The 23,315-nt window shown below is 65.8% G+C and carries 20 protein-coding genes; 7 read left to right on the top strand and 13 right to left on the bottom strand.

Annotated features, from left to right (window positions below; all coding sequences use genetic code 11):
- Positions 1-17 precede the first annotated feature (17 nt).
- A complete protein-coding gene (locus tag PMI15_RS16670; protein WP_007871633.1) occupies positions 18-977 on the top strand; it encodes a hypothetical protein in 960 nt (319 codons plus the stop codon).
- Between the two features lie 6 nt (positions 978-983).
- On the opposite strand, the gene PMI15_RS16665 is transcribed toward PMI15_RS16670, so the two are convergent.
- From PMI15_RS16665 to PMI15_RS16655, 3 genes are read right to left on the bottom strand one after another with little or no spacing between them, the layout of a single operon-like run.
- Positions 984-2,501 (bottom strand): amidase, encoded by a 1,518-nt coding sequence (locus PMI15_RS16665; protein WP_007871630.1) that lies wholly within the window; start codon positions 2,499-2,501, stop codon positions 984-986.
- 13 nt (positions 2,502-2,514) lie between these two features.
- The gene (locus tag PMI15_RS16660) at positions 2,515-3,513 is read right to left on the bottom strand and encodes a tripartite tricarboxylate transporter substrate binding protein (protein ID WP_007871628.1); all 999 of its coding nucleotides are present in this window, start codon (positions 3,511-3,513) and stop codon (positions 2,515-2,517) included.
- A 53-nt stretch (positions 3,514-3,566) separates the two neighbouring features.
- Positions 3,567-4,700, bottom strand: coding sequence for an FAD-binding oxidoreductase (locus PMI15_RS16655; protein WP_007871626.1), 1,134 nt, complete (start codon positions 4,698-4,700; stop codon positions 3,567-3,569).
- Between the two features lie 76 nt (positions 4,701-4,776).
- On the opposite strand from PMI15_RS16655, the gene PMI15_RS16650 reads away from it, so the two are divergent.
- On the top strand, positions 4,777-5,385 hold the full coding sequence (locus tag PMI15_RS16650) for a helix-turn-helix domain-containing protein (protein WP_007871624.1): 609 nt from the start codon (positions 4,777-4,779) through the stop codon (positions 5,383-5,385).
- A gap of 23 nt (positions 5,386-5,408) precedes the next feature.
- Here PMI15_RS16650 and rtcR read toward each other — a convergent pair whose 3' ends face one another.
- A complete protein-coding gene (gene rtcR / locus PMI15_RS16645; protein WP_007871622.1) occupies positions 5,409-7,004 on the bottom strand; it encodes an RNA repair transcriptional activator RtcR in 1,596 nt (531 codons plus the stop codon).
- Positions 7,005-7,715: 711 nt separating this feature from the next.
- Between rtcR and PMI15_RS16635 the strand changes: the two genes are divergently transcribed.
- The 4 genes from PMI15_RS16635 (at position 7,716) to rtcA (ending at position 12,060) form a co-directional block, all read left to right on the top strand.
- The gene (locus PMI15_RS16635) at positions 7,716-8,867 is read left to right on the top strand and encodes a slipin family protein (RefSeq protein ID WP_007871621.1); all 1,152 of its coding nucleotides are present in this window, start codon (positions 7,716-7,718) and stop codon (positions 8,865-8,867) included.
- Positions 8,868-9,148: 281 nt separating this feature from the next.
- Positions 9,149-9,628, top strand: coding sequence for a hypothetical protein (locus PMI15_RS16630; RefSeq protein ID WP_007871620.1), 480 nt, complete (start codon positions 9,149-9,151; stop codon positions 9,626-9,628).
- 50 nt (positions 9,629-9,678) lie between these two features.
- Positions 9,679-10,917, top strand: coding sequence for an RtcB family protein (locus PMI15_RS16625; protein ID WP_007871619.1), 1,239 nt, complete (start codon positions 9,679-9,681; stop codon positions 10,915-10,917).
- 84 nt (positions 10,918-11,001) lie between these two features.
- A complete protein-coding gene (gene rtcA, locus PMI15_RS16620) occupies positions 11,002-12,060 on the top strand; it encodes an RNA 3'-terminal phosphate cyclase (protein WP_007871617.1) in 1,059 nt (352 codons plus the stop codon).
- 33 nt (positions 12,061-12,093) lie between these two features.
- Here the strand turns inward: rtcA and PMI15_RS16615 are convergent, their stop codons facing one another.
- Genes PMI15_RS16615 through PMI15_RS16595 form a run of 5 tightly spaced genes read right to left on the bottom strand, consistent with a single transcriptional unit; the run spans position 12,094 to position 16,274 of the window.
- Positions 12,094-12,732, bottom strand: a complete 639-nt coding sequence (locus tag PMI15_RS16615) for a hypothetical protein (RefSeq protein WP_238541140.1) — start codon at positions 12,730-12,732, stop codon at positions 12,094-12,096.
- Positions 12,729-13,379 carry an SCO family protein gene (locus PMI15_RS16610; RefSeq protein WP_007871611.1) on the bottom strand — a complete coding sequence of 217 codons (651 nt, stop codon included), beginning with the start codon at positions 13,377-13,379 and terminating at the stop codon, positions 12,729-12,731. Before PMI15_RS16610 ends, PMI15_RS16615 begins: the two co-directional genes overlap by 4 nt.
- A gap of 8 nt (positions 13,380-13,387) precedes the next feature.
- The gene (locus tag PMI15_RS16605) at positions 13,388-13,999 is read right to left on the bottom strand and encodes a cytochrome c (protein WP_007871609.1); all 612 of its coding nucleotides are present in this window, start codon (positions 13,997-13,999) and stop codon (positions 13,388-13,390) included.
- Positions 14,000-14,017: 18 nt separating this feature from the next.
- Positions 14,018-14,620 (bottom strand): cbb3-type cytochrome c oxidase subunit II, encoded by a 603-nt coding sequence (locus PMI15_RS16600; protein ID WP_007871606.1) that lies wholly within the window; start codon positions 14,618-14,620, stop codon positions 14,018-14,020.
- Positions 14,610-16,274 carry a cbb3-type cytochrome c oxidase subunit I gene (locus PMI15_RS16595; RefSeq protein WP_007871602.1) on the bottom strand — a complete coding sequence of 555 codons (1,665 nt, stop codon included), beginning with the start codon at positions 16,272-16,274 and terminating at the stop codon, positions 14,610-14,612. The genes PMI15_RS16600 and PMI15_RS16595 overlap by 11 nt, the downstream gene beginning before the upstream one ends.
- A gap of 315 nt (positions 16,275-16,589) precedes the next feature.
- On the opposite strand from PMI15_RS16595, the gene PMI15_RS16590 reads away from it, so the two are divergent.
- The gene (locus tag PMI15_RS16590; RefSeq protein WP_007871599.1) at positions 16,590-17,852 is read left to right on the top strand and encodes an Nramp family divalent metal transporter; all 1,263 of its coding nucleotides are present in this window, start codon (positions 16,590-16,592) and stop codon (positions 17,850-17,852) included.
- 125 nt (positions 17,853-17,977) lie between these two features.
- Here PMI15_RS16590 and PMI15_RS16585 read toward each other — a convergent pair whose 3' ends face one another.
- The 4 genes from PMI15_RS16585 to PMI15_RS16570 form a co-directional block, all read right to left on the bottom strand.
- Positions 17,978-18,397, bottom strand: coding sequence for a thioesterase family protein (locus PMI15_RS16585; RefSeq protein ID WP_007871597.1), 420 nt, complete (start codon positions 18,395-18,397; stop codon positions 17,978-17,980).
- 7 nt (positions 18,398-18,404) lie between these two features.
- Positions 18,405-19,412 (bottom strand): tripartite tricarboxylate transporter substrate binding protein, encoded by a 1,008-nt coding sequence (locus PMI15_RS16580; RefSeq protein ID WP_007871594.1) that lies wholly within the window; start codon positions 19,410-19,412, stop codon positions 18,405-18,407.
- Positions 19,413-19,449: 37 nt separating this feature from the next.
- Positions 19,450-21,057: an indolepyruvate oxidoreductase subunit beta family protein gene (locus PMI15_RS16575; protein WP_007871591.1), complete on the bottom strand. Its 1,608-nt coding sequence runs from the start codon at positions 21,055-21,057 to the stop codon at positions 19,450-19,452.
- A 94-nt stretch (positions 21,058-21,151) separates the two neighbouring features.
- The gene (locus PMI15_RS16570) at positions 21,152-23,314 is read right to left on the bottom strand and encodes an indolepyruvate ferredoxin oxidoreductase subunit alpha (RefSeq protein ID WP_007871588.1); all 2,163 of its coding nucleotides are present in this window, start codon (positions 23,312-23,314) and stop codon (positions 21,152-21,154) included.
- Position 23,315: the final 1 nt, after the last annotated feature.

The following is a 23,315-nucleotide window of genomic DNA, read 5'->3' as shown; positions in this document are numbered from 1 at the left end:
TCGCATGAGGAGTCTGCATGTCCAACGGCAAAAATACACCGTCATCCCTTGATGCCCGCGATAAAGCGGCGATCGAGAGCGCCATCGAAAAGGTCAACCGGCAGCTCAAGATACTGCGGGCCTTCAAGGTATCGGTGAAGCAAACGGACTGGGACTCGAGCGTGGAGTCCTTGCAGAAGAAAATCAACACCACCTTGGCCGACAGCTTTGGCGCCGGCACACCCGAATACCGGCAGTTCGCCGTCGCGATTCAGGACTTTCTGCTGGATAAAACCTTTGGTGACCGTTTTTCGGACGACGAACGCCAGCAAAAAGTCAAGGAGGGTGTCGACCTGGCCACTGTTCGCGTGACTGAAGCCAAAAAACTGCTGACCGAGCGCCTAGAGGGTTCGGCCCGTGCCATGCCGGAGGCAGCCCCGGTTGTGGAGACGAAACCGGTGCCGGCACCACCGCCTGAGCCAGCACCAGCACCAGCACCAGCACCCCCTGAGCCTGAGCGCCCCCAAGCACCAGCCCCCACGCCTTCATCTTCCACTCCAGAGAGGATTCCCATGTCCAAGACCGAATTCCCTTCTCCTTCTTCCGCCACGGCGCCCGGTACCCGTGTGGCCATCCTGGGCCTGGGCGGCGATGCCGTGGGCGAAGCGTGCGAGTTCGTGGAGCGGCTGGGCCTGGAGGCGGCGGTACTCGACGCCGTTTCCATCGACCAGCTTGAGGGGCTGCGCAATTTGGGGTTTGTGCTGCTCCTGCCGGGCAACAAACCTGATTCGCCCGCGGCCATGCTGGCCATAGGCTTCATGCTGGCCGCACTAGGCCGCAGCCGCATTGCCTGCCTGCTGTCCGGAGACGACACCCTGCCGGATGTCCTCAAGGGCGCGACAAGCATGACGGTCGACGAGGGGGGCTTGTGGCAGCTGTTGCTGGCGCGCGAGATGAAGCGGGCGGGCCTGGACGTGGACCTGAACCGCGCCGTGTGAGCGGCATCAGACCGCCGTCAGGCCGCCGCTGCCCTGGACGCTCGCCGTTTCGGGCGGATGCGTCACGATGGACTTGAGCTCCGGCCTGGCCACCTGCAGGGCCTGGAGGTCGGGCACAGGCCGGCGCAGGTTGTCGCTGCCCGCAAACACCTGTTCCAGCGCCTGGCTCGCGGCCAGCAGCTTCGCATCGCCATGCAGCCGCCCTATGACCTGCAGGCCGAAGGGCATGCCGTGCTCGTCCCTGCCGCAGGGCAGGGCCAGCGCCGGGTTGGTGGCCAGCGTCACCACATAGGTCAGGCCCAGCCAATGGTAGTAGTTGCGCATGGCCTGGCCGGCTATGTTGCCGGCGAACAGCTCGGTCCACGGGAAGGGTGTGACCGGCGTGACCGGCGCCAGGATCAGGTCGTACTGCTCGAAGGCTTTCGCAAAGCGGCGCGAGATGCGCGTCTGTTCCAGGTGCGCCCAGGCGCGGTCGGCCAGCGTGATGGCCGCGGCGATTTCCATGTTGTCGCGCACATTCGGGCCCAGCGTTTCCGGGGCCTTGCGGTAGGTGTCGGCAAAGGCCGCGACAAAGCTCTCGGCGCGCAGCGTGTCGAAGGCGCGGTCGGCGTCGCCCAGCTGCAGGTCCACCGGCTCGCAGCTCGCCACCAGCGGCCGTATGGCTTCCACGCGCTGGCGAAACACGCGGCGTATCTCGGGATCCACGATGCACATACCGAAATCTTCCGTCGTGCCTACGCGCAGCGTGGAGAGGTCCACCGGCTTGAGCGGCCAGAAGGCGGAGGCGTCCACCGGGTAGGACAGCGGGTCGCGCGCATCGGGGCCCACGCTGGCGGACATCAGCAGCGCCGTGTCTGCCACATTGCGGCCCATGGGCCCGAGCACTGAAATGACCGACCAGCCCAGCGGCCGCGCGTCGTTGGCGACCAGCCCGGGCGAGGGTCGCAGGCCGACCACGCCGCACAGCGAGGCTGGTATGCGCAACGAGCCGCCGGTGTCCGAGCCGGTGCAGATAGGCAGCATGCCGGCCGCCAGCGCCGCGGCCGAGCCGCCCGAGGAGCCGCCCGCATTGAGCGAGGGGTTGAAGGGGTTGCCGGTCGCGCCCCAGACCGGGTTGCGGGTGTTGGCACCCGCGCCCATGTCGGGCACATTGGTTTTGGCCGTGACGATGGCGCCCGCCGCGCGCAGTTTCGCCACGAGTGCATTGTCTTTTGCCGGCACGTTGCCGCGCAGCCCCACATTGCCGTAGGTGGTCAGCAGGCCCGCGGTGTCCTGCAGGTCCTTCACGCCCAGCGGCAGCCCGTGCAAAGGTCCCAGCGGGCCGCCGCGCATCACCTGCGCTTCGGCCTCACGCGCCGCCTCGCGCGCCCGCGTGAAGTCGGTCGCGCAGATCGCGTTGATGGCCGGGTTGAGGCTCTCGATGCGGCTGATGCAGGCGTCCATCAACTCCACCGGGGACACCTGGCGGCTGGCGATCAGGCGGCGGAGTTCGACGGCGGAGATGTCTGGCAGGGTGGACGGCATGGCAGTGTCTTGTTCAGTCTGTTTTGATTTGCGAGCGTTCGGCCAGCGCCTTCATGCGCGCGATCTCGGCCGTGACCATGCCCGCCCAGTCGGTAACGGCGGTGTAGCCGGGCTCGAAGCCGGCCGCCTTGAGCTTGTCCAGTGTTTCGGGGTTGGCCATCACCGTGGCCAGCGCTTTCTCGAGCCGCGCCTTGACGGGCGCCGGCACGCCCTTGGGCGCCACCACGGCCAGCCAGGCGTTCATGTCGACAGTGGGATAGCCGGCTTCGGCCATGGTCGGCACATTCGGCAGCAGGGCCGAGCGCTTGTTCATGGCCACGGCCAGCACACGGATCTTGCCAGACTTGAGCTGCTGCGATGCCGCGACCACGGTGTCGAAAGAAACGGGAATCTGCCCGCCTATCAGGTCGGTCATCAGCGGGCCGGAGCCTTTGTAGGGCACATGCGTCATCTTCAGGCCCGTGGCCGTGTTGAACATCGCGCCGGCGAAATTGGAACTGGTGCCGTTGCCGAAACTGCCATAAACGTATTTGTCGGGGTTGGCCTTGGCGGTGGCCACAAACTGGTGCACGTCGGTAGCCGTGACCGAGGGGTTCACCAGCATCGCCAGCGCCACCGAGCCCACCAGGCCGACCGCGTCAAAGCCCTTGGCCGGGTCGTAGGACAGCTTGGGCTGCAGCGCCGGGTTCAGCGTGAAGGTGGAGTTCGAGCTCACCAGCAGCGTGTAGCCGTCGGGCTTGGCGCTTGCCACCGCGGCCGCGCCTATGGCGGTGCCGGCGCCCGGCTTGTTCTCGACCACCACGGGCTGGCCCAGCTGGTCGCCCAGGGCCTTGCCCAGGATGCGCGCCAGCACGTCGGCCGCGCCGCCTGCCGGGAAGGGCGCGACCAGTGTCATGGGCCGCTCCGGAAAGTCGGCGGCGTGGGCGGGCCCGCCCACGGCTGCCAGCCCGCAGAAAAGGACGCCGCCGGCGATCAGCGTGCGGCGCAGTGCATTGAATGACATGTGTTGCATGGTAGGCCTCTTTTAAAGTTTCGGTCGAGAGTGGGACGGGGGTGGTGTCAAGGTCATCGCAGGCGGGCGGGCGACAGTGCGCGGGCATCCAGGCCCTGTTGCAGCAGTTCTTCCGGCAGCCCGGTATCGCGCAGCAATGCGTCGGCCAGCGCGCTGGCGCCCGCCGCGCTCTGGATGCCGTAGCCGCCCTGCGCCGCGAGCCAGAAAAAGCCGGGGCCGGCGTCGTCATGGCCTATCACCATTTCGCCGTCGGGCACAAAGGAGCGCAGGCCGGCCCAGGTGCTGGCGGGCCGGCGTATGGTGAGGGTCGTGACGCTTTCAATCTGGTGTATGCCCATGGCGATGTCCAGTTCCTCGGGCACCACGTCGTGCGGCACCGTCGGGTCCGCATTGGCGGGCGAACCCAGCAACTGGCCCGCGTCGGGCTTGAAGTAATAGCTTTCATCGACACCCACCACGGCCGGCCAGGGCGAAGGGTCCACGCCTTCGGGCGCCTTGAAGGTGAAGGCGCTGCGCCGGTGCGGCACCAGGCCCACGGGCCGCACGCCGAACACGGCGGCCAGCTCATCGGCCCAGGCTCCCGCGGCATTCACCACGGTGCGGGCGCGCAGGGCCTGGCCGTCGCTGAGCTCCACGGTCCAGCAGCGGCCGTCATGCGCGGCGCGCGTCACGCCGGCGCTGTTGCGCAGTTCGCCGTCCGCCCCCGCCTTCTGGCGAAAGCCGCGCAGAAAACCCTGGTGCAGGGCGTGCACGTCCATGTCCTGCGCGCCGGCGTCGTACAGCGATCCATGCACCAGATCGGGCCGCAGGCAGGGCACATGGGCCAGCGTGGTGCCGGCGTCCAGCGTCTGCAGGCCGGGGCAGTTCGTCAGCAATTCCTTGCGGGTGCTCGCCAGTTCCTGTTCCTGGCCGTGCGTGGCCAGGTAAAGCACGCCGCGCGGCTGCATCAGGTCCGGGGCGAAGCCCTCGGGCGGCCGCTCGTAGAAGGCGCGGCTGGCGCGCGTGAGCGCCCGCACCATGGGCGGCCCATAAGTTTCCATGAACATGGCGGCCGAGCGGCCCGTGGAGTGGTAGCCCGGCTGGGACTCGCGCTCGAGCAGCGCGACGCTGCGCTGGCCGGCCAGGCGCCAGGCCAGGGAAGCGCCCGCAATGCCGGCGCCGACGATAAGGATGTCAAATTCTCTCATTTGAGAATTCTCACATGCGAGAATCGTGCCTGTCCAGCCGATTTACCCGATTTGGCCCCAAAACAGGGAAAACACCATGCCCGCACGCTCCGCCCGCACACCTGCCCCCGCCCCCGAGGCCGACCGCGTGCAACTCGGTTTGAGCCTGCGCGGCCATCGCAAGGCGCGCCGGCTGACGCTCAAGGACTTGTCCGGCCGTTCCGGCGTGGCGCTGTCCACCCTGTCCAAGATGGAGCTGGGCCAGATCTCGGTCAGCTATGAAAAGCTGGCCGCCGTGGCCCGGGCGCTGGCGCTCGATGTGGGGCAGCTGATAGACGCGCGTGGCGCGGCACCTCCAGGGGGTGCTGCGCCCGTCGTGGCGTGGTCTGAGGCGGACGGGGAGGCGACCTACAGCTCGGGCCACTACGACTACCGCGCGCTGGCCAACGGGTTTCCGGGAAAACGCATGACGCCCGTGCTGGGCCGCGTCATGGCGCGGCAGCGGGAACAATTCCCCGACTTCATCCGCCACCCCGGGCAGGAGTTTGTCACGGTGCTTTCAGGCCGGGTGCGCATCGAGTTTGAAACCGGTGAGATCGTCGAAGTCGGGCGCCATGAGTCGGCTTACTTCAACAGCGGCGTGGGCCACATCTATACCTCGCTGGGCCGTGCCGACGCGCGGATACTGGTGGTGATGAGCGAGTAGCGGGCCCTGCGTTTGCCGGGGCTTCAGGCCGACAGCTTTTCCCAGGTCAGGTCAAACTTCATCAAATACTTGCGCAGCCGGTCCGCGTCGTTGACCACGCTGCGCTGCGTGCGCGAGACATTGAACAGGGCCCGCCCGGCGTCGCTGAGGGAGGCGCTCTTGCGGCACACCTCGATCACGGCCTGCAGCTGCAGCTGGTCAAAATAATCCAGCGCGTCCGCGGCGCCGCCCATCAAGGCGGCGAGCGAGACGCCGCCGGCGCCAACTTGCGCTTCCGTGGCCTGCCACTGCCAGCGCAGCCGCGCGATCTCCGCTTCCACCAGGGCCAGTCCTATGCGGCCGTTGTCGCCCAGCGTCGCAAGGCGTGTGATGGAGGCGCTCAGGTCGCGGAAATTGCCGGTCCATACGGCCTCGGCCGACTGCGCGAAACGCAGGTAGGCGGCGCGGGCCTCGGTGGTCATTCGGGTTTTGCGGCCCAGGTCTTCAGAGGCCAGCATGAGCTGGTGGTCCATATTGGGTTCTATGTCTTCCCGGCGCTGGCCCAGGCCGGGCAGGGTGTAAGTCCACAGGTTGATGCGCGCGAACAGGTCTTCGCGAAAGCGCCCGCGCGCGACTTCCGCGCGCAAATCCTTGTTGGTGCCGGCGATCAGCTGGAAGCTGCTTTCCACTTCCTTGTCGGCGCCCACGGGCAGGAAACGCTTTTCCTCGACGGCCTTGAGCAGCATGGCCTGCTCGTCCAGGCCCAGTTCGCCGATTTCGTCGAGAAACAGCACGCCCTTGTCGGCGGTGCGCAACAGGCCGGGGCGGTCGCCGGCCGCGCCGGTGAAAGCCCCCTTTTTGTGGCCGAACAGGGTGGAGCCCGCGCCGTCGCCGTGCAGGGTGGCGCAGTTCACATCGACGAAACCGCCGCCGACCTGGTGGCGTGATTTTTTGAGTTCGTAGATGCGCCGCGCCAGCATGGACTTGCCCGCGCCCGTGGGCCCGGTCAGCAGGATGGGCGCTTTGCTCTGCACGGCGATGCGCTCGATTTCCTCGATCATGGTGTTAAAGCGCGGGTTGCGCGTGGCAATGCCGCTTTTGAGGAAGGAGACCGCATCCTGCTGCGCGACCGCCAGCCGCGCATTGATCGCGTCGTAACGCGACAGGTCCAGGTCGATCAGCTCGTAGCTGCCTATGCCTTGCGCTTGCCGGCCCCGCGGTGGCGCTGTCTGCAGCAGCACGCCAGGGATAAAGCGCGCCTCCACCAGCAGGAACAGGCAGATCTGCGCGACATGGGTGCCGGTGGTGATGTGGGCCCAGTATTCCTCGTGCTCGGTGTCAAAGCTGTAGGCGCGCATCCAGTCATAGAGCGCGCCGTAGACCTCGCCGAAATCCCAGGGGTTGGCCAGATTCATCTCGACCAGGCGGACCTCGGTGCCGGGCGAGAGTTGCGCCACGTCGTCGCGAACCCGCTCCGCCAGCGGCTTGTTGCGCGCGTCATGCATCAGCTCCAGCCGGTCGATGAGCAGGTCTTCGTGCTGCGCGATCGACACCGTGGGCCGCCATTTCTCCCATCGTCCCGAGCCCAGGCCCGAATCAAGCTGCGTGCCCAGGAAACCCATCACCACTTTCTTTTTCATATTTCTAATGTACTAGCTTTATAGCTATAAAAATCAGAAATATACGCCCCTGGACATGGCTGTTTTGTGCCATGCATTGAAAAAATACTCAATTAAATCAATGGCCTTTTTGGTTTCGTGGGGCTTTTTCGCAAGGCTGGCATGGCGCCTGCAATAAAGAGGATGTCAGATGAGAAAGTTGTTCGCTCACAAGCAGGGGTTTCCGGGAAACCGGGCCCCGCTGGTGCAGAAAGCCCGGTTTGTCCCGGGGTTCCTGTATGCCGCGGCAACCGATGCGCTGGCGCCAAGGCATGTGGTCAAGGGGCGGCTCGGGTAGAGAAGCCGCCCCGTCAGGTTCGATTCCTGATGCCATCGTTCTGTAGCTCAGAAGGTTAGAGCACCGGGTTTTTAACACGGATGTCGCGGGTTCGATTCCCGCCGAACGCTGATCTGAAAAATCAGCTTTATTGGAAGTAAGACGTGCCGCGAGTGGGAAAAGTGGATGCAGCTTGCAGCGGGAAACCGCTGCGGTTTGCGGGGCCAGCACCCACCGGCAACAGTTGCCAGTGCGAAGGTACTGCGACACCGGACGGCGAAGACGCCAGGCCGTGGCATCGAAAGATCTCACGGCCAGGCCCTTCACCTGAAAGTGCCCGCACCCTGAGTCCGCGGCTGTTGCCGATGCGGACTATCGGTTTATTGGATGGAAAAAAAGAATAAGGGGAAAGAAAAATGTTTGGACTCAAACAATACAAGGTCAAGAAAAACGAGCGCGGCCTGTTGCTGCGCAACGGCGATTTCGAGCGCGTGCTGCAGCCCGGCAAACACTGGGTGTATGCCGGCACCGACCACATCCGCGTGGAAACCTTCGCGATGGAGCAGGCAGCCTTCACGCACAGCCTGACCGATTACTTCATGGCCAAAGAGCCAGAAGTCGTGGCCCAGGAATTTGTCCAGGCCGCGCTGTCCGATTCGCAGGCAGGCCTGCGCTATGAGAACGGCTCGCTGGTGGAAGTGCTGGCACCGGCCACCCGCAAGCTCTACTGGAAAGGCCTGAACGACATCCGCATCGACGTGGTCGATATCGACCAGGGCGTGGCGGACTGCGAGAAGCTGTCGGCCGGCCTGGTGGCCACGCTGGGCCAGACCCAGTTGCGTCAGCGCCCGGTGAAGGGCCTGGAGGGCGTGCTGCTGGTGCAGGTGCCGGACTTCCACGCCGGTGTGCTTACGCTGGACGGCAAGGTGAGCGGGCTGCTGGGCGCCGGGGCTTATGGTTTCTGGCGCTACGGCCGCAAGGTGGATGTGGAATGCATTGACCTGCGTTCCCAGGCGCTGGAAGTCAGCGGACAGGAAATCCTCACCCGTGACAAGGTGAGCCTGCGCCTGAACCTGACGGCCACCTGGCGTTATGAGGATGTGCTCAAGGCCTTCGCCCAGTGGGGCAAGCCCTCGGAGCAGATCTACCGCGAACTGCAGCTGGGACTGCGCGCGGCCGTGGGAACCCGCACGCTCGACGAGCTGCTGGAAAACAAGGCCGCGCTGGACGACATCATTGCCGGACATGCCCGCGACCGCTTGGCGGGCGCCGGCATGAAGCTGGAAAGCCTTGGTGTGAAAGACATCATCCTGCCCGGTGAGATGAAGACCATCCTGGCGCAGGTGGTGGAGGCCGAGAGGTCGGCCCAGGCCAATGCGATCCGCCGCCGCGAGGAAACCGCGGCCACGCGTTCATTGCTCAACACCGCCAAGGTCATGGAGGACAACCCGATTGTCCTGCGCATGAAGGAGTTGGAGACGCTGGAGCGTGTGGCCGAGCGTATCGACAAGATCTCCGTGTTCGGAGGTCTGGACCAGGTGCTCAACGGGCTGGTGAAGCTGCGTTGAGGGCTGTTGAAAGAGAACAAAGGGCGCGCTGGCACAGAAGGGAGCGCCACTGCCAAAAATGTTGATTGCCGGCAGGCCGGGTAACACCGGGTGCGGCGGGAAAGCCGGTTGACGGGCAAGGTTGAGGATGCAGGTGCTGGCTCCGATGACGGGTCTGCCACTGGCGCGCGTTTCCAACCGTCAGCTGGGCCACTGGCTTTAAACACCGTGGTCGCCGTATTGATGCGGGTTCGAATCCCGCCGCGTCCACCAGTTGAATGTTGTTGAACAGAAAGAAGATCATGTTGGAAGAAGATCGCACCCGGGAGCGGATCGGCTACGTGCTGAGCGGCGCTGGCTGGGCCACATTCAGTTTTCGTGCCGACGCCGAACCTATGGCGTTTGCCGTGTCGTACCTGCACGATTCGCTTGGCGACCTCGCGCGCATGGGGGTTGACCTAGTGAAGGGCGCGCAGAGCACCACGGCGGTCTTCATGGACGAGCCAGGCGAAGTCCAGCTCGTGGTGACGGGCGACAAGGGCGACCTGAGCTTCGAGTTGCGCGGTTACGCCGACTGGGCGAGCTGGGGGATGACAGTCGCCGAGGACTATAAGGTGCTGGCAAGTGGGCGCATCCGACGTGTGGATCTGGTGCGTAACATCCATACGATCCTGGAACGCATCCATGTGGAACTGGGGCCTGCGAAGTACCGCGAGCTCTGGGTGGAGCACGATTTTCCGCTCCGCGCTTACGAACAGCTCATCGCGGCATTCAAGAAGTAGCCCTGGGCTTCCTGCAAGTAGAAGGCAAATAGAAAAGAGAAAAAAAGAAAATGGAACAGAAATACCAACAACACGAAGTCACCGGCGGCGTACCGGTCAAGATGTGGACCAAGGGCGTGCCGGTGGAAGCCCAGGCCCTCAAGCAGCTCGAAAACTCCGCGCGCCTGCCCATTGTGTTCAAGCACGTGGCCGTGATGCCCGACGTGCACTACGGCCTGGGCGCGACCATCGGCAGCGTGATCCCGACCTTCAAGGCCATCATTCCGGCCGCGGTCGGTGTGGACATTGGCTGCGGCATGATGGCCTGCAAGACCACGCTGCGCGCCGAGGACCTGCCCGACAACCTGGGCCCGCTGCGCACGGAGATCGAAAAAGCCGTGCCGCACGGCTCCGCGCCCAAGACCTACCGCAGGAACGGCTCGGTGCGCGAGGTCGGTGCCTGGACGAATCCGCCCAGCGCGGCCGATGCCGCCTGGGGCCAGCTGGTCGATGAATTTGAAGCGCTATGCCTGGACTACCCGCGCCTGAAGAACACCAACAACCACCGTCACATGGGAACCCTGGGCGGTGGCAACCACTTTGTCGAGGTCTGCCTTGATGAAAGCGGTGGGGTGTGGATCATGCTGCACAGCGGTTCGCGCGGGGTGGGCAACGCCATCGGCACCCACTTCATCGAGCTGGCCAAGAAGGACGCCGAGCTGCACCAGCGCAACCTTCCGGACAAGGACCTGGCTTACCTCGAAGAGGGCTCGCAGTACTTCGGCGACTATGTGCGCGGCGTGGGCTGGGCACAGAAGTTCGCGCGCCTGAACCGCGAGGTGATGATGCAGGCCGCGATAGGCGCACTGCGCAAGGTGATCAGCAAGCCCTTCGAGACGCACCTGGAGGCGGTGAACTGCCACCACAACTATGTGCAGAAGGAGACGCACTTTGGGCACGAGGTGTTTGTGACCCGCAAGGGCGCGGTAAGCGCCAAGGCGGGTGAGCTGGGCATCATTCCCGGCAGCATGGGCGCCAAGAGTTTCATCGTGCGCGGCAAGGGCAACCCCGACAGCTTCATGAGCTGCAGCCACGGGGCAGGACGAACCATGAGCCGCACCCAGGCCAAGAAGCTGTTCACGGTGGATGACCAGGTCAAGGCGACCGAGGGCGTGGAATGCCGCAAGGACGCCGACGTGATCGACGAGATCCCCATGGCCTACAAGGACATCGATGCCGTGATGCTGGCGCAAAGCGACCTGGTGGAGGTGGTTTACACGCTCAAGCAGGTGGTGTGCGTGAAAGGTTAGAGGGCGAAGGCGGGCCTTTTCGAGGGAGGAGGGCGCCCTCGCCCGGGTATTTAAAAACAAGAAATGCAGGAAAGAAGAAAAACAATGATTGAACTTGACGGCTCGCAAGGCGAAGGCGGCGGGCAGATTCTGCGCACGGCGCTGGCGCTGAGCCTGGTGACGGGCAAGCCCTTTCGCATGGACAATATCCGCGCGAAACGGCCCAAGCCCGGCCTGATGCGCCAGCACCTGGCCTGCGTGAATGCGGCTGTGTCGGTCGGCGGTGGCGTGGGCGAGACTTTCGCCGCCAATGCGAACGGCCAGCCGGTGCAGATTGGCGAAACCACGCTGCTGTTCACGCCCGGCCAGGTGCGCGCGGGCGATTATGAATTCGCGGTGGGCTCGGCCGGCAGCTGCATGCTGGTGCTGCAGACCGTGCTGTGGCCGCTGCTGCAGGCCAAAGAGGCTTCGACGCTGCTGCTCAGCGGCGGCACGCACAATCCGATGGCGCCCTCCATCTCCTTTTTGCAGCTGCTGGCGCCCTACTTCGGTGGTGGCGGCGAGGCGCTGTTTGACATCGAGCTGCGCCGGCACGGTTTTTATCCCGCCGGGGGCGGGGAGGCGCGCGTGCGTCTGAAGCCTCCGGCCCAGGGCTTTGCCGCCATCGACATCATGCAGCGTGGCGCGCTGCTGGAGGCCTATGCCGAATGCCTGCACGCCGGCCTTCCGAAAGGCGTGGCCGAACGCGAGCTGGCCGTGCTGCAGCAGGGTCTGGCTTGGGATGAAGGCTGCCTGCGCAACCGTGGGCTGCGCAACAACGAGGGGCCGGGCAATGCCCTGCTGGCCGTGCTGCGCTATGAACACATCACCGAGGTGTTCGCGGCTTATGGCGAAAAAACCGTCAGCGCCGAGCAGGTGGCGCGCCGCCTGCTGCAGGAAGTGAGGGACTACCAGGCGCATCTGGCGCCGGTGGGCCCGCATCTGGCGGACCAGCTGATGATCCCGATGGCGCTGGCAGCGATGCAGGGACGAGTGGGCCGCTACTGGGCGACGGAGCTGACTGAGCACACCCGCACGAACGCCCGGACCATTGAGGCCTTCCTGTCCGTGAAATTCTCCTGCGAAATGCGGGAGAGCGGCGTTGTGATATCGGTGGCTACTTGAACGATGACGGCAATCCCGGGGGCGCGTATGACGTTAACGTGCCGCGGGTTTCGTTGTCCCGTCGTCCGGGGCCATGACCGCGGCATCTCTTTGCATCAGGGCGCGCACCAGCCCGGCGAACCACGCCGCGGCAATCGTCGCCGCAACCCACACCAGCATCTGCCCCAGCCGCGCCTGGTCGTCCAGCAGGTAGGCGTTGCAGATGCGCAGCGGTGAGCTTTCATAGAGATTGCCGACGACGGCCATCATGGGCAGCACATTGCCCAGGAAGAAGCCTTGCACCAGCAGGCCCGCCGGTCGCCATGACAGGTGGATGGCCGCGCCGCAGGCCAGCAGGGCCAGGTATTTGAGGGTTTCGATGCGGCCGTCGACCAGCGCCAGGTCCAGCACGCGGGGAATCATCAGGATCGCGAGCACCAGCGCCGCGGCGAACAGGCCGCTGATGCCGTGGGCATTCCACACGTCCAGGCGCGCCGTCCAGCGGCCCGGCAGCGCCGCGGCGAGCAGGTGGCCGGCCAGTGCCAGCAAAGGGTATTGCACCAGCATGTGAAGTGTCATGCTGGCCTCCAGGCCATGCCGCACACCGGGCCAGGCCAGCAGGCACAGCAGGGCCGCGGCGATGAGGGCCAGTGCGCCGCGCGAAGGAACAGCCGGCATCTTCATGGCCCTCATGGAGAGGACGACGGCGATGGCGCGGCGGCGCCCGCCAGGTGCAGCGCATAGTCGAGCGCGAGTTGTTGCTCCGCGTAATCAAAGATGCGGACCAGCCGGCCTTTCTGGTCGATGACCAGGAAGGCTGCGTTGTGCTCAAAATCGCCGCGGCCGTCGGGCACGACCACAACCTGAAAATCGGCCAGCAGGCGCTGGGTGGCCCGCGGGTCCGGCACACGCACAAAACGCCACAGCGCGGGGTCGGCGCTCAATTTCGACGCATAGGCCTGCAGCACGCCCGGCGTGTCGTGAGCACCGTCGAAGCTGATGGACAGCAGCCTGACCTTGCCGCCGCGAACCTGCCGTTCCTGCAGCACGCGCTGCATTTGCTGGAAACTGTTGCCCATCGCGAGGCAGACGCTCTGGCAACGCGTATAGACAAAATCCACCAGGGTGACGGACTGCCCGTCCGCCAGATGTTGCGACAGCGCCTGCGGCGCGATGCCGGGCCCGTCGATGCCGACCGCCGGGCTGGGCACCGGTTGCAGGGCCACCTCAAGCCGGCGCGCGCCCTCGGCGGTCCAGACCTGGAAGCCATGCGTCAGCCACGCGGCGGCGGCATAGCCCGCCAGGGCCAGCACGGCGCTCAGCAAGGCGGTGCGAAACATCGGCAGGCTCAGGAAGCTTTGCCCGCCAGCGCCTTGAGCTCGGCGCCGCCGTTAAAGGGGGTGGTGCGCGTGCCGGCCTTGCGTTCGGCTTCGAACAGCTCGGACTTGATGGCGCCCGCCTTGTTGGACCATTCGGAGCGGATGTAGCTGGCCACCGCGGCCAGCTCGGCGTCGCTCAATTGCGGGAAGGCCGGCATGGCGCCTTTGAAGCTGGTGCCCATGACGGTGATCTCCCCGGTGATGCCGTGCAGCAGGATGTTGGCCACGGTGCGCTCGTCGCCGGCCACCCATTCGGAGCCGTCCAGCGGCGGGAACACACCCGGCAGCCCCTTGCCGCTGGCCTGGTGGCAGGCCGCGCAGTTGGCGGTGAACAGCTGTTTGCCGTTGGCTGAGCCGGCCGGGACGGCACCGGCCGCCGGGCCGGACAGGTCCGCCAGGGTGCGCCTGTCGCCGAGGTCGGCGCGGCCGAAGGAGCCGGACAGCGCGATGTAGCCCGCGCCCCACAGCACCAATGCCGCCGCCCCGATCAGGAAGACCAGCGGAATCGGCTGGCTTTTTTCGGAGGGCTCGGCCTGTTCGCGCTCCTGTGCCCGGCTCTCGGATGTCTTGTCGTTCAGCATGGGGTCACCTTGTGGGGCTCAGGGCTTGGGGGCGGGCGGCAGCACCGGGTAGGTGTGGTTCAGGCCCTGCAGGTACTTGACCAGGTCCAGGGCCTGGGGCGTGGGCACCACCACCTGGCCCACGTTGGGCCCGTAGGCGGGCGGCAGGGCCAGCGGCGTCTCGCCCTCGCTTTCGGCGTCTTTCGCGTCCTTGACGACGAAGAGGTAGGGGTAGGACGGCATGATGGAGCCGGGCACATAGGCGCGCGGCTGGTACAGATGGCCCAGGTGCCAGTCCTTGCTGGGCTGGCGCGCCCCGATGTTGAACAGGTCGGGCCCGGTGCGCATGCTGCCCAGCAGGTGGGGCTTGTCGTAGAAATAGTCGCCGGGCACCGAGGCCCGGCCCCAGCCGCGCTCCGCGTCGGGGCCGAAATTGCGGTCGCGCGGCTGCTGGCTGTGGCAGTACACGCAGCCGTTGGCGATGTAGACCTCGCGCCCGCGCAGCTGCGCGCTGGTATAGCCCTTGAGCTGCGGCGGCGGCTTGATGTCGCGCACCTGCATGTAGGGCATGACCACCAGGGCCGCCGTGGCAATGCCCAGCGCCACCATGGCACCCGAGGCCAGCTTGACTTCATTTTCCATGCTGGGCTCCCAGTTCCGCGCTGCGCACGTCGCTTGGCCAGAAGAGGGCGGCGCCCGCGCGGCCCGGCCCGAAGCGCAGCGCCATGGCCAGGAAATGGCCGACGAACACCAGGTGGCTGAGCACCATCAGGCTGCCGCCTACGGATCGCCACTGGAGGTAGGGCAGCGTGACTTCCACCGAGGCCATGAAGGGCTGGGCGGCGTCCAGCATGGCCACGCCCTGCAGCCAGCCGCCTATGGTGAGCCCGACGAAATAAATCATCGCCCCGACGGCCGCCAGCCAGAAATGCAGGGTGATCAGTTTCGGGTAGGGCCATTCCCAGTTCAGCACCCGCGGCATCATGAAATAAATGGCGCCGAACAGCACCATGGTGACGAAGGCGTAGGCGCCCAGGTGCGCGTGGGCCACCGTGAAATGGGTGAAGTGGGTGACCTGGTTGACGCTGCGCAGCGCCTCCAGCGAGCCCTGCAGCGAGGACGCCAGGTACATCAGCCCGCCGAACATCATGAAGCGCAGCGTCGGCGAGTAACGCGCCAGGTGCATGCGCCCCTTCAGCGTGGCGCCCATGTTGATGCTGAAGGCGATCACCGGAATCACCATCATGATGCTTTGCACGATGGACAGCGTGATCAGCCAGCCCGGCACCGGGCCGCCTATGAGGTGGTGGCCGCCGACCTGTCCGTAAAAAAACGCCAGTGTCCAGAAGCCCAGCAGCGAGAGGTTGTAGGAGCGTATGGGCCGGCCTATGACCTTGGGCAGGAAGTAATAGATGGCCCCCACGCTGACCGGCGTGAACCACAGGCCCAGCACGTTGTGGCCGTACCACCAGTTGGTGGTGGCCTGCTGCACGCCGGTGTGCACGCCGGGCATCTTCCCGACCAGGAAGAGCAGGGCGATCCACAGCAGCGCCGCCGTCATGTACCAGACGCTGACATAGAGGTGCGAGACCTTGCGGTTGACCAGGGTGTACAGCACCGGCAGGATGACCAGCGCAAAGCCGGCGAACATGAAGATCGCGATCTGCCATGGGATTTCCAGGTACTCCATGCCGTCGTTCCAGCCGGTGGCGATGGCGCCTATGCCGCCGGCGATGCCCATGTTGATCAGCGCGCCGCCCAGCATGACCCAGATGGCGCCGTAGAGCCGGGTGCGCAGCAGGCGCGGCAGCAGCCACACGATCATCCCCAGCGCGGCATTGGTGATCCAGCCGTAGAGCACGCCGGTCAAATGCACCGTGCGTATGCGGCCGAAGGTCAGCCAGGCATAGTCGGTGAGCCAGTCGGGCTCATGCAGCTTGATGGATGACACCAGGCCGGCGGCAGAGCCCACCACCAGCCACATGCAGGCGAAGGTGATGAACATGAACACCGGGAAGGCGGTGGAGCGGTCGGAACTGATGCGGTCCAGCAGCTCGGCGGCATCGGCCGTGTGCGTCTGGATGCCGCCTTCCTTGACCGCTTTTTGCATGGAGGCCTGCGCGGCATCCTGCAGGGCCGGGTCGTCCACCTGGCCGACTTCGCCGTGCGCGAAGATCACCGAGGCGGCCGTCGGGTTCTCCACCAGCAACCCCTTGCGCAGCGACCAGATGAACACGAACAGGCCGATGATGGACAGCAGGAAGGCGCCCAGCAGGCTGAAGACGGCACTGTCCATCATGCGGCCTCTTCAGTCTGCGCGGCCTGGCCGCTGGTTCGTGGTGAAACTGTCATGAGTCCTCCGGTCGTGAAGGGAGTCTTCGCCATGGCGAAGCTTCCACTGGCATCCCGAGTCGCGCAGGCGGTGAGCGCCTGGTGCGGAGCGCCCATCCTACGCCTTTGGCTTTGTGCAGGCCAGCCCATATGCCTGGAACGCACGGCCTGCTATGAATTCTGTAGCTTTTTTGCGCCCGGTGCGGCAGGCAGGGATGTGCGCCTGCGGTTTTTGTACGAATTAAGTTTCGCCTCATCAAGCCGTGTTAGCCTCGCGCGCATGTTGAACCGCATCCCCTCCTTCCTGCGCCATGTCGGCCCCGGCGTGGTCACCGGCGCCGCCGACGACGACCCATCCGGCATCGCCACCTACACGCAGGCGGGGGCGCAGTTCGGCACCGGCCTGCTCTGGACGGTGTTTTTGTCGCTGCCCTTCATGATCGCCATCCAGCTGGTCAGCGCCCGCATAGGGCGCGTCACGGGCAAGGGCGTGGCGGCCAACCTGCGCGAGCACACGCCGCGGGCCTTCCTGATGAGCATGGTGTTTTTGCTGGTGGTCGCCAACACCATCAACATCGCGGCCGACATCGCCGCCATGGGCGAGGCGCTGCAGCTCGCGATGGGCGGCGGCGACCATTTCCATGCGGTGGCTTTCGGCATCATCACGGTGCTGCTTCAGGTGTTTGTGCCCTACCGCAAGCTGGCCCCCATTCTCAAGTGGCTGACGCTGTTCCTGTTTGCCTATGTGATTGCCGTGTTCCTGGTGCAGGTGCAGTGGGGCCAGGTGCTGCACGACCTGGTGATTCCCAAGCTGCAATGGACCTCGGGCTACTGGATGATGATCGTCGCGCTACTGGGCACCACGATCTCGCCCTATCTGTTCTTCTGGCAGGCTTCGCAGGAAGTCGAGGAACTGCGCCTGAAGGGCGCGGGGCGCGGCTCGGAGCAGGAAGTGCGCCGCGACCTGCGCCGCGTCAAGCGCGACACCTACATCGGCATGTTTTTCTCGAATGCCATCGCCTTTTTCATCATGGTGCTGGGCGGGGCGGTCCTGTACACGGCAGGCATCCACGATGTGACCTCGGCCGCGCAGGCGGCACAGGCCCTGCGCCCACTGGCCGGCGACTTTGCCTTCGCGCTGTTTGCCGGCGGCATCATCGCCACCGGCCTGCTGGCCGTGCCGGTGCTGGCCTCGTCGGCCGCCTACGCGGTGGCCGAAGCCTTCGGCTGGCCCGAGGGTCTGGAGCGCCACTGGTACGAGGCCAAGCGCTTTTACGCCATCATCGTTATCGCCACCGTGGTGGGCACCGGCATGGACTTCACCACCATAGACCCGATGAAGGCGCTGTACTGGAGTGCGGTGATCAACGGCGTGGTGGCCGTGCCCATCATGGCCGGCCTGATGCTGCTGGCGAGCCGCAAGGCGGTGATGGGCAAGTTCACCTCGGGCTTGAAGACCACCTGGTTCGGCTGGGGCGGCGTGGTGGTGATGGGGTTTGCGGTGCTGATGATGATGCTGGATTTGTTTCGTCCGCTGGGTTAAATCCTCTCTCCCGGAGGAGGGAGCAGATTCATATCCGCAGATTTACGCAGATTAAAACAAGATATTTGTATTTGTCTTTATCTGCGTAAATCTGCGAAATCTGTGGATAAATTCATTCCATGGGCTTAGCCGCAGAGCTTCCTGATTTCCGGCGGTATCGGCAAAGCCCGGATGCTTGTGGGCTCACCCTCGCGCCGCCCGGCGAAAATCCGTACCTCCTCGCATTCCATGATCAGTTGTTCACCGCGCATCACACGGTAGCGCTGCACAAAGCTTTTCGCCCTCCATTCAGGAATGCTCGTGTGGATGGCCAGTGCGTCGCCATAGGTGGCGGTGCAGACAAAACGCGAGTGAGTGTCCACCAGCGGCGTGCCGATCACGCCCCATGTTTTTTCGGTTTCCCGCCATGAAGGCACGCCGCATTGCACAAAAAAGCGGCGCGACGCGGCGTCTATCCAGCGGAAAAAATTGGGAAACCACACGATGCCGGCGGGATCGCAGTCGCCAAACTCCACGCGCACCGTGTGGGTGATCTGTTTGCTCATGCCGGATTCAGTCACCCTTGATGTTGCGTGCCCGGATCAGCGCGCCAAAACGCGTGCCGTCGATCGCGGCCCGACTGCCGAAGTCCGCCGGCGACATGGGCGCCGGCACACCGCCGATCGCCGAGATGCGGTCGCGCACCGCCTGGGTGCCGAGGATTTTGTTGATCTCGCGGTTCAGCCGGCCGACCACATCGGCCGGTGTGCCGGCTGGCGCGTAGAAGCCGAACCAGGTGTCGGCATCAAAACCCTTGAGGCCGGCTTCCTCCAGTGTGGGCACGTCAGGGAACAGGGGCGAGCGTTTGGCGCTGCCCACGGCCAGCAGCTTGAGCTTGCCGGCTTTCACATGCTGCAGGCCTATGCCCGGATCGAACATGAAATCGAGCTGCCCGCCGAGCAGGTCCTGCATGGCCGGGGCCGCGCCGCGGTAGGGCACGTGCACGGCGTACAGGTTGGCCTGGGCTTTCATCATCTCGGCCGCGAGGTGGGGCGAGCTGCCGTTGCCCGGCGAGCCGAAAGACAATTTGCCGGGATTCGCCTTCAGGTAGGCCAGGAACTCCTTGATATTGCCGGCCGGAAGCGTTGGTTTCACCTCCAGAAACACCAGCACGCGCGCCGCGGCCGCCACGGGCGTCAGGTCCTTGGCCGGGTCAAACGCCATTTTGGGGTAAAGGTGCGGATTGACGGAGACCATGCCGCCCGAACTCATCAGCAGCGTGTAGCCGTCAGCCGGGGCTTTGGCGACCACCTCGCCGCCGATATTGCCGTTGGCGCCCGCGCGGTTTTCGATGACCACCGGCTGGCCCAGGACATCGGCCAGCGGCACGCCGATGGCGCGCGCCAGCTGGTCGGCCGCGCCTCCCGGTGGAAAGTTGACGATGAGGCGGATCGGTTTGGCCGGCCATGCGTGTCCGGAGGGCGCGGAGGCGGTTTGTGCCCGGGCGACGGGAAACATGCTGGCGGCGACCAGCGCCAGCATCGGCAGTGCGCGCAGGCTGGATAGGACGTGAAGTTTCATGGGGCGTCTCCTTTTTTTTGGGTTCGAACGGGGTGCTTCAAATCGCCTTGGCGGCGCGTGATTTGCGGTGCGGGTTGTCCACCCACCGGATCGGTTGCGCCTTGACGGGGCGCGCCGGCGCACCGTGGCGCAGCAACGCCTGGTCGAGCGCCTTGCCGGCTTCGTCCTCCAGCGCCGCGCCGCGCGCCTGGGCAATGGCGGCGGCGCGCAATTCGTCCGAGGCAAAGGGCGCACCCGCGGCCAGGTGCTCCAGCACATGCATGAGGTTGTCCTTGCCGCGCTCGTTGGTGCTGCCGTAGCCCTTGATCAGGCGGCCGCACAGCGCGATCTCGTGGCCCAGCCGCCAATGTTGCCGGCTGCCTTTCACGACACCCGCCAGCCATTGCTCGATCAACGCCTGCTCCGTGGCGAAACGGCTGCCGCGCACGCGCAGCCACTTCAGGCTGGCCAGCAGGCGCAGCGACAGCATGCCGAGGACGGAGTGCGTGCCCACCTTCAGCGGCACGGCCCAGGCCGCCTTGCCCCTGGCCACGCGCGAGCGGTCCCAGCGGGTGACGCGCGCGGCCAGGCCCTGGGGCAGCAAGGCGGCGAATTCAGCCGCGCCGGGTTTGAAGTGGTCGTAGACCCGCAGCAGGTCGTCCGCGCCCGCCCCGGCCTCGCCGCTGACGCGCCGCCAGCGGCCGGCACTGCTTTTGAGGTCGGCAACGCGCACGATGTCGTCAAACGCCATCCACAGCGCCAGCCAGCGCGCCATCTCGCGCGTGGTGGCATAGCCCTGCGCGGCGGCGGGGTCGGCCAGCTGCTCGGCCGCCAGCACCTGCCGCAGGCGCCGCACATAGAGGTCGGCGTAGCCACGGTCCTGGTACTCCAGCATGCGCGCATGGCCCAGGGCCAGCATCTCGTGCACCGGCTGCGGAAAGATGCGGGCCAGGTCGGCCTCCAGCCCTTTGGGGACGGGCGCAAGCGGATCCGGGCCGGACAGCAGCCCGGTGACCAGGGCTGTTTGCGCGCGTTGCGCGCCGACCTGCCCGAACGCCCGGTCAAAGCCGCGCAGGCTGGCCTCGGCGCCTTTGCCGCCGTGCCGGATGACGGTTTCATAGGCCTCGCGCGCAAAGGGCAGCAGGCCGCTGCCGGCAATCGCGCCCAGCATCACGGCGCTGACCACCGTGCCGCAGTCCTTGGCGATCCGGCCCATGTCCAGCACCTGGCTGGCCCTGCTTTGCGCCGCGATGGCCTGCAGCAGCGGCGCGTCCGCGGTGCGGCCGTCGCCGGGCACCACGCGTTCGGCCGTGGTCAGCGTGCGGCTGCTGGAGGTGATGACCAGGGTACGCTGCGGCGAACTCATGCCGTTGCCGATCTGGCGCGCGGTTTCCAGCAGCTCGGACGACACGATGCTGTCGAGCGCGCCGGGCACGGGGTTCAGGCTGAACACCGGGCGCCGGCCTTGCAGCTCGGCCAGCGGCACCGGGAACACCTCCAGGTAATAGGTCGTCGCGCCGGTGCGCTGCGCCACGCCGGGAATGGAGGTGCTTTGCGCCGCGTAGCCGCTGGCCAGTGCGATGTCGACCAGCCATTCGGTCAGCACGCCGCCGCCTTCGCCGCCCAGGGCGCAAATCAGCAAGGTGATGGGTTTTTGTTGATTCATGTTTATTGCGAGAGGTTTTGCCGCCGGGCCGCCCCGAGGCAAAACGCGGCCCCCTCGGGGGGCAGCACAGCACACGAAGTGGCAAGCGTGGGGGTCATGTCTGCATGGCGCGCACCAGCGCGGCGCGCACGCCGTCCAGCAGGCGTTCGTGCCACTTGGGGTTCTGGATGACTTCGGCGCGGTAAAACGAGGGGCACAAGGTGGCCGCATGCGCGTTGGCGCCGCACAGACCGCAGCCGACGCAGCCGTCGATCACCGTGGCCACCGGGTCCACCTTGAGCGGGTCGGGATTGTCTTTCAGTGTCAATGTCGGGCAACCCGAGAGCCGGATGCAGGCGTGGTCGCCGTTGCAGACGTCTTCGTCCACGCCGTACTTCACGCGTACCACCCGCTTGCCCTTCCTGAGCAGGCCGGCCAGCCAGGGCTTGATGCGGCGCTGGCGCTCGAGCTGGCATTCGCCTTCCGCGATGATGACCTTCAGGCCGTTGAAGCCGGTGGTGAAGGCCTCGTTGAGCGTCTGGCGCATTTCCTCGACGTGGTAGGTGTGCACCGTGCGCAGCCACTGCACGCCCAGGCCCTGCAGGGTTTTTTCGATGGTGGTGTTGGTTCCGGTCAGGCTTTGCAGCTTGTCGCCCGCGTTGAATTTGGCGTCAACGCCCGGCGTAGAGATGATGTCCTGCGTGCCGGTGGCCGAGGTGTAGCCGTTCTTGAAGATCAGCAGCACCGCGTCGTCGCCGTTGAAGAGGGCCGACTGCACGCCGGTCAGCAGGCCGTTGTGCCAGAAGCCGCCGTCCCCCATGATGGACAGGGTGCGCCGCGCCATCATGGGCGACACGCCGGCGCGGCTGGCCAGGCTCATGCCGTAGCCCAGGATGGAGTGGCCGAAAGAAAAGGGCGCGAAAGTGCCGAAGGCATGGCAGCCGATGTCGGCCGCGATGTGCACCGGCCCCACGTCCTGCTGGGCGAGCTTGAGCGCGGAAAACACCGGCCGCTCCGGGCAGCCTATGCAAAAGCCGGGCGGGCGCGCCGGCAGGGGCTGGTTCAGCTGCGCCTCGATCTGCCGGCCTACGGCTTCGCGGCGCCCGGCATTGTCCTGCAACCAGCCGGTGGCCTCCGCTGTGTCCACGTGGGGCGCGTAACGCGCGATAAAAGCCGCCAGGCCGGCGGCCACGACTTCCACCGAATATTCACCGCCCGAGGGCAGCATGTCCTTGCCGTGCAGGCGTGTGTTGACGTCGCGCCGGCGCAAGAAGGTGGCGATCTCCTGCTCGATGTACTCGGGCTGGCCTTCCTCGACCACCAGAATGGCTTCTTTGCCCAGCGCGAACTGCGCCACCTGCTCGGGCACCAGCGGGTAGGTGACGTTGAGCACGAGGATGGGAATTTCAGCTTTGCCGAAGGCATCGCACAGGCCGAACTGCTGGAGCGACCGGACCAGCGTGTTGTAGATGCCGCCCTGCACGATGAGGCCGAGATTTTTGCGCGGGCCGTCCATCAGCTCGTTGAGCCGCTGCTCCAGGATGTAGCGGCGGGCGGCCGGGATGCGCTCCAGGGTTTTGAGTTTTTCATGCCGGAAGGTGACCGGCGGGTGGGCCAGTTTTGCGTAGTCGAAGGCGGCGGGCTCGGCCATCAGTTGCCGGGTCGATATCGCGGGCGGCCGGTTGTCCTTGCAGGCAAAGCTGCCGCGCACGTGGCAGGCGCGTATGCGCAGCTCCAGGATGGCCGGCATGTTCGAGGCTTCCGACAGGCGAAACCCGTGCTCGACCATCTCCACCATTTTTTCCAGGTCCGGGCGCGGATCCAGCAGGCACATCGAGGACTTCAGCGCATAGGCATGGGTGCGCTCCTGGATCACGCTGGCGCCTTCGCCGTAGTCTTCACCGACCACGATCAGCGCACCGCCCAGCACGCCGGGCGAAGAAAGGTTGGACAGCGCGTCGGCGGCGACGTTGGTGCCGACGATGGATTTCCAGGTCACCGCGCCGCGCAGCGGGTAGTGGATGGAGGCGCCCAGCATGGCCGCGGCGGAGGCTTCGTTGGAGCAGGCCTCCACATGCACACCGAGCTCGTCCATATAAGGCTTGGCCTGCACCATGACGTCCAGCAGGTGGGAGACCGGCGCGCCCTGGTAGCCGCCCACATAGGCCACGCCGGACTGCAGCAGCGCCTTGGTGATCGCGAGTATGCCTTCGCCGCGAAAAGTCTCGCCCGCGCCCATGCGCAGCGACTCGATCTCCTTGCTGAATGAAACTTCCACG

Source organism: Polaromonas sp. CF318, assembly GCF_000282655.1.
Classification (GTDB): Bacteria; Pseudomonadota; Gammaproteobacteria; order Burkholderiales; family Burkholderiaceae_C; genus Polaromonas.
This window is presented reverse-complemented; position numbering and strand designations above follow the sequence as displayed.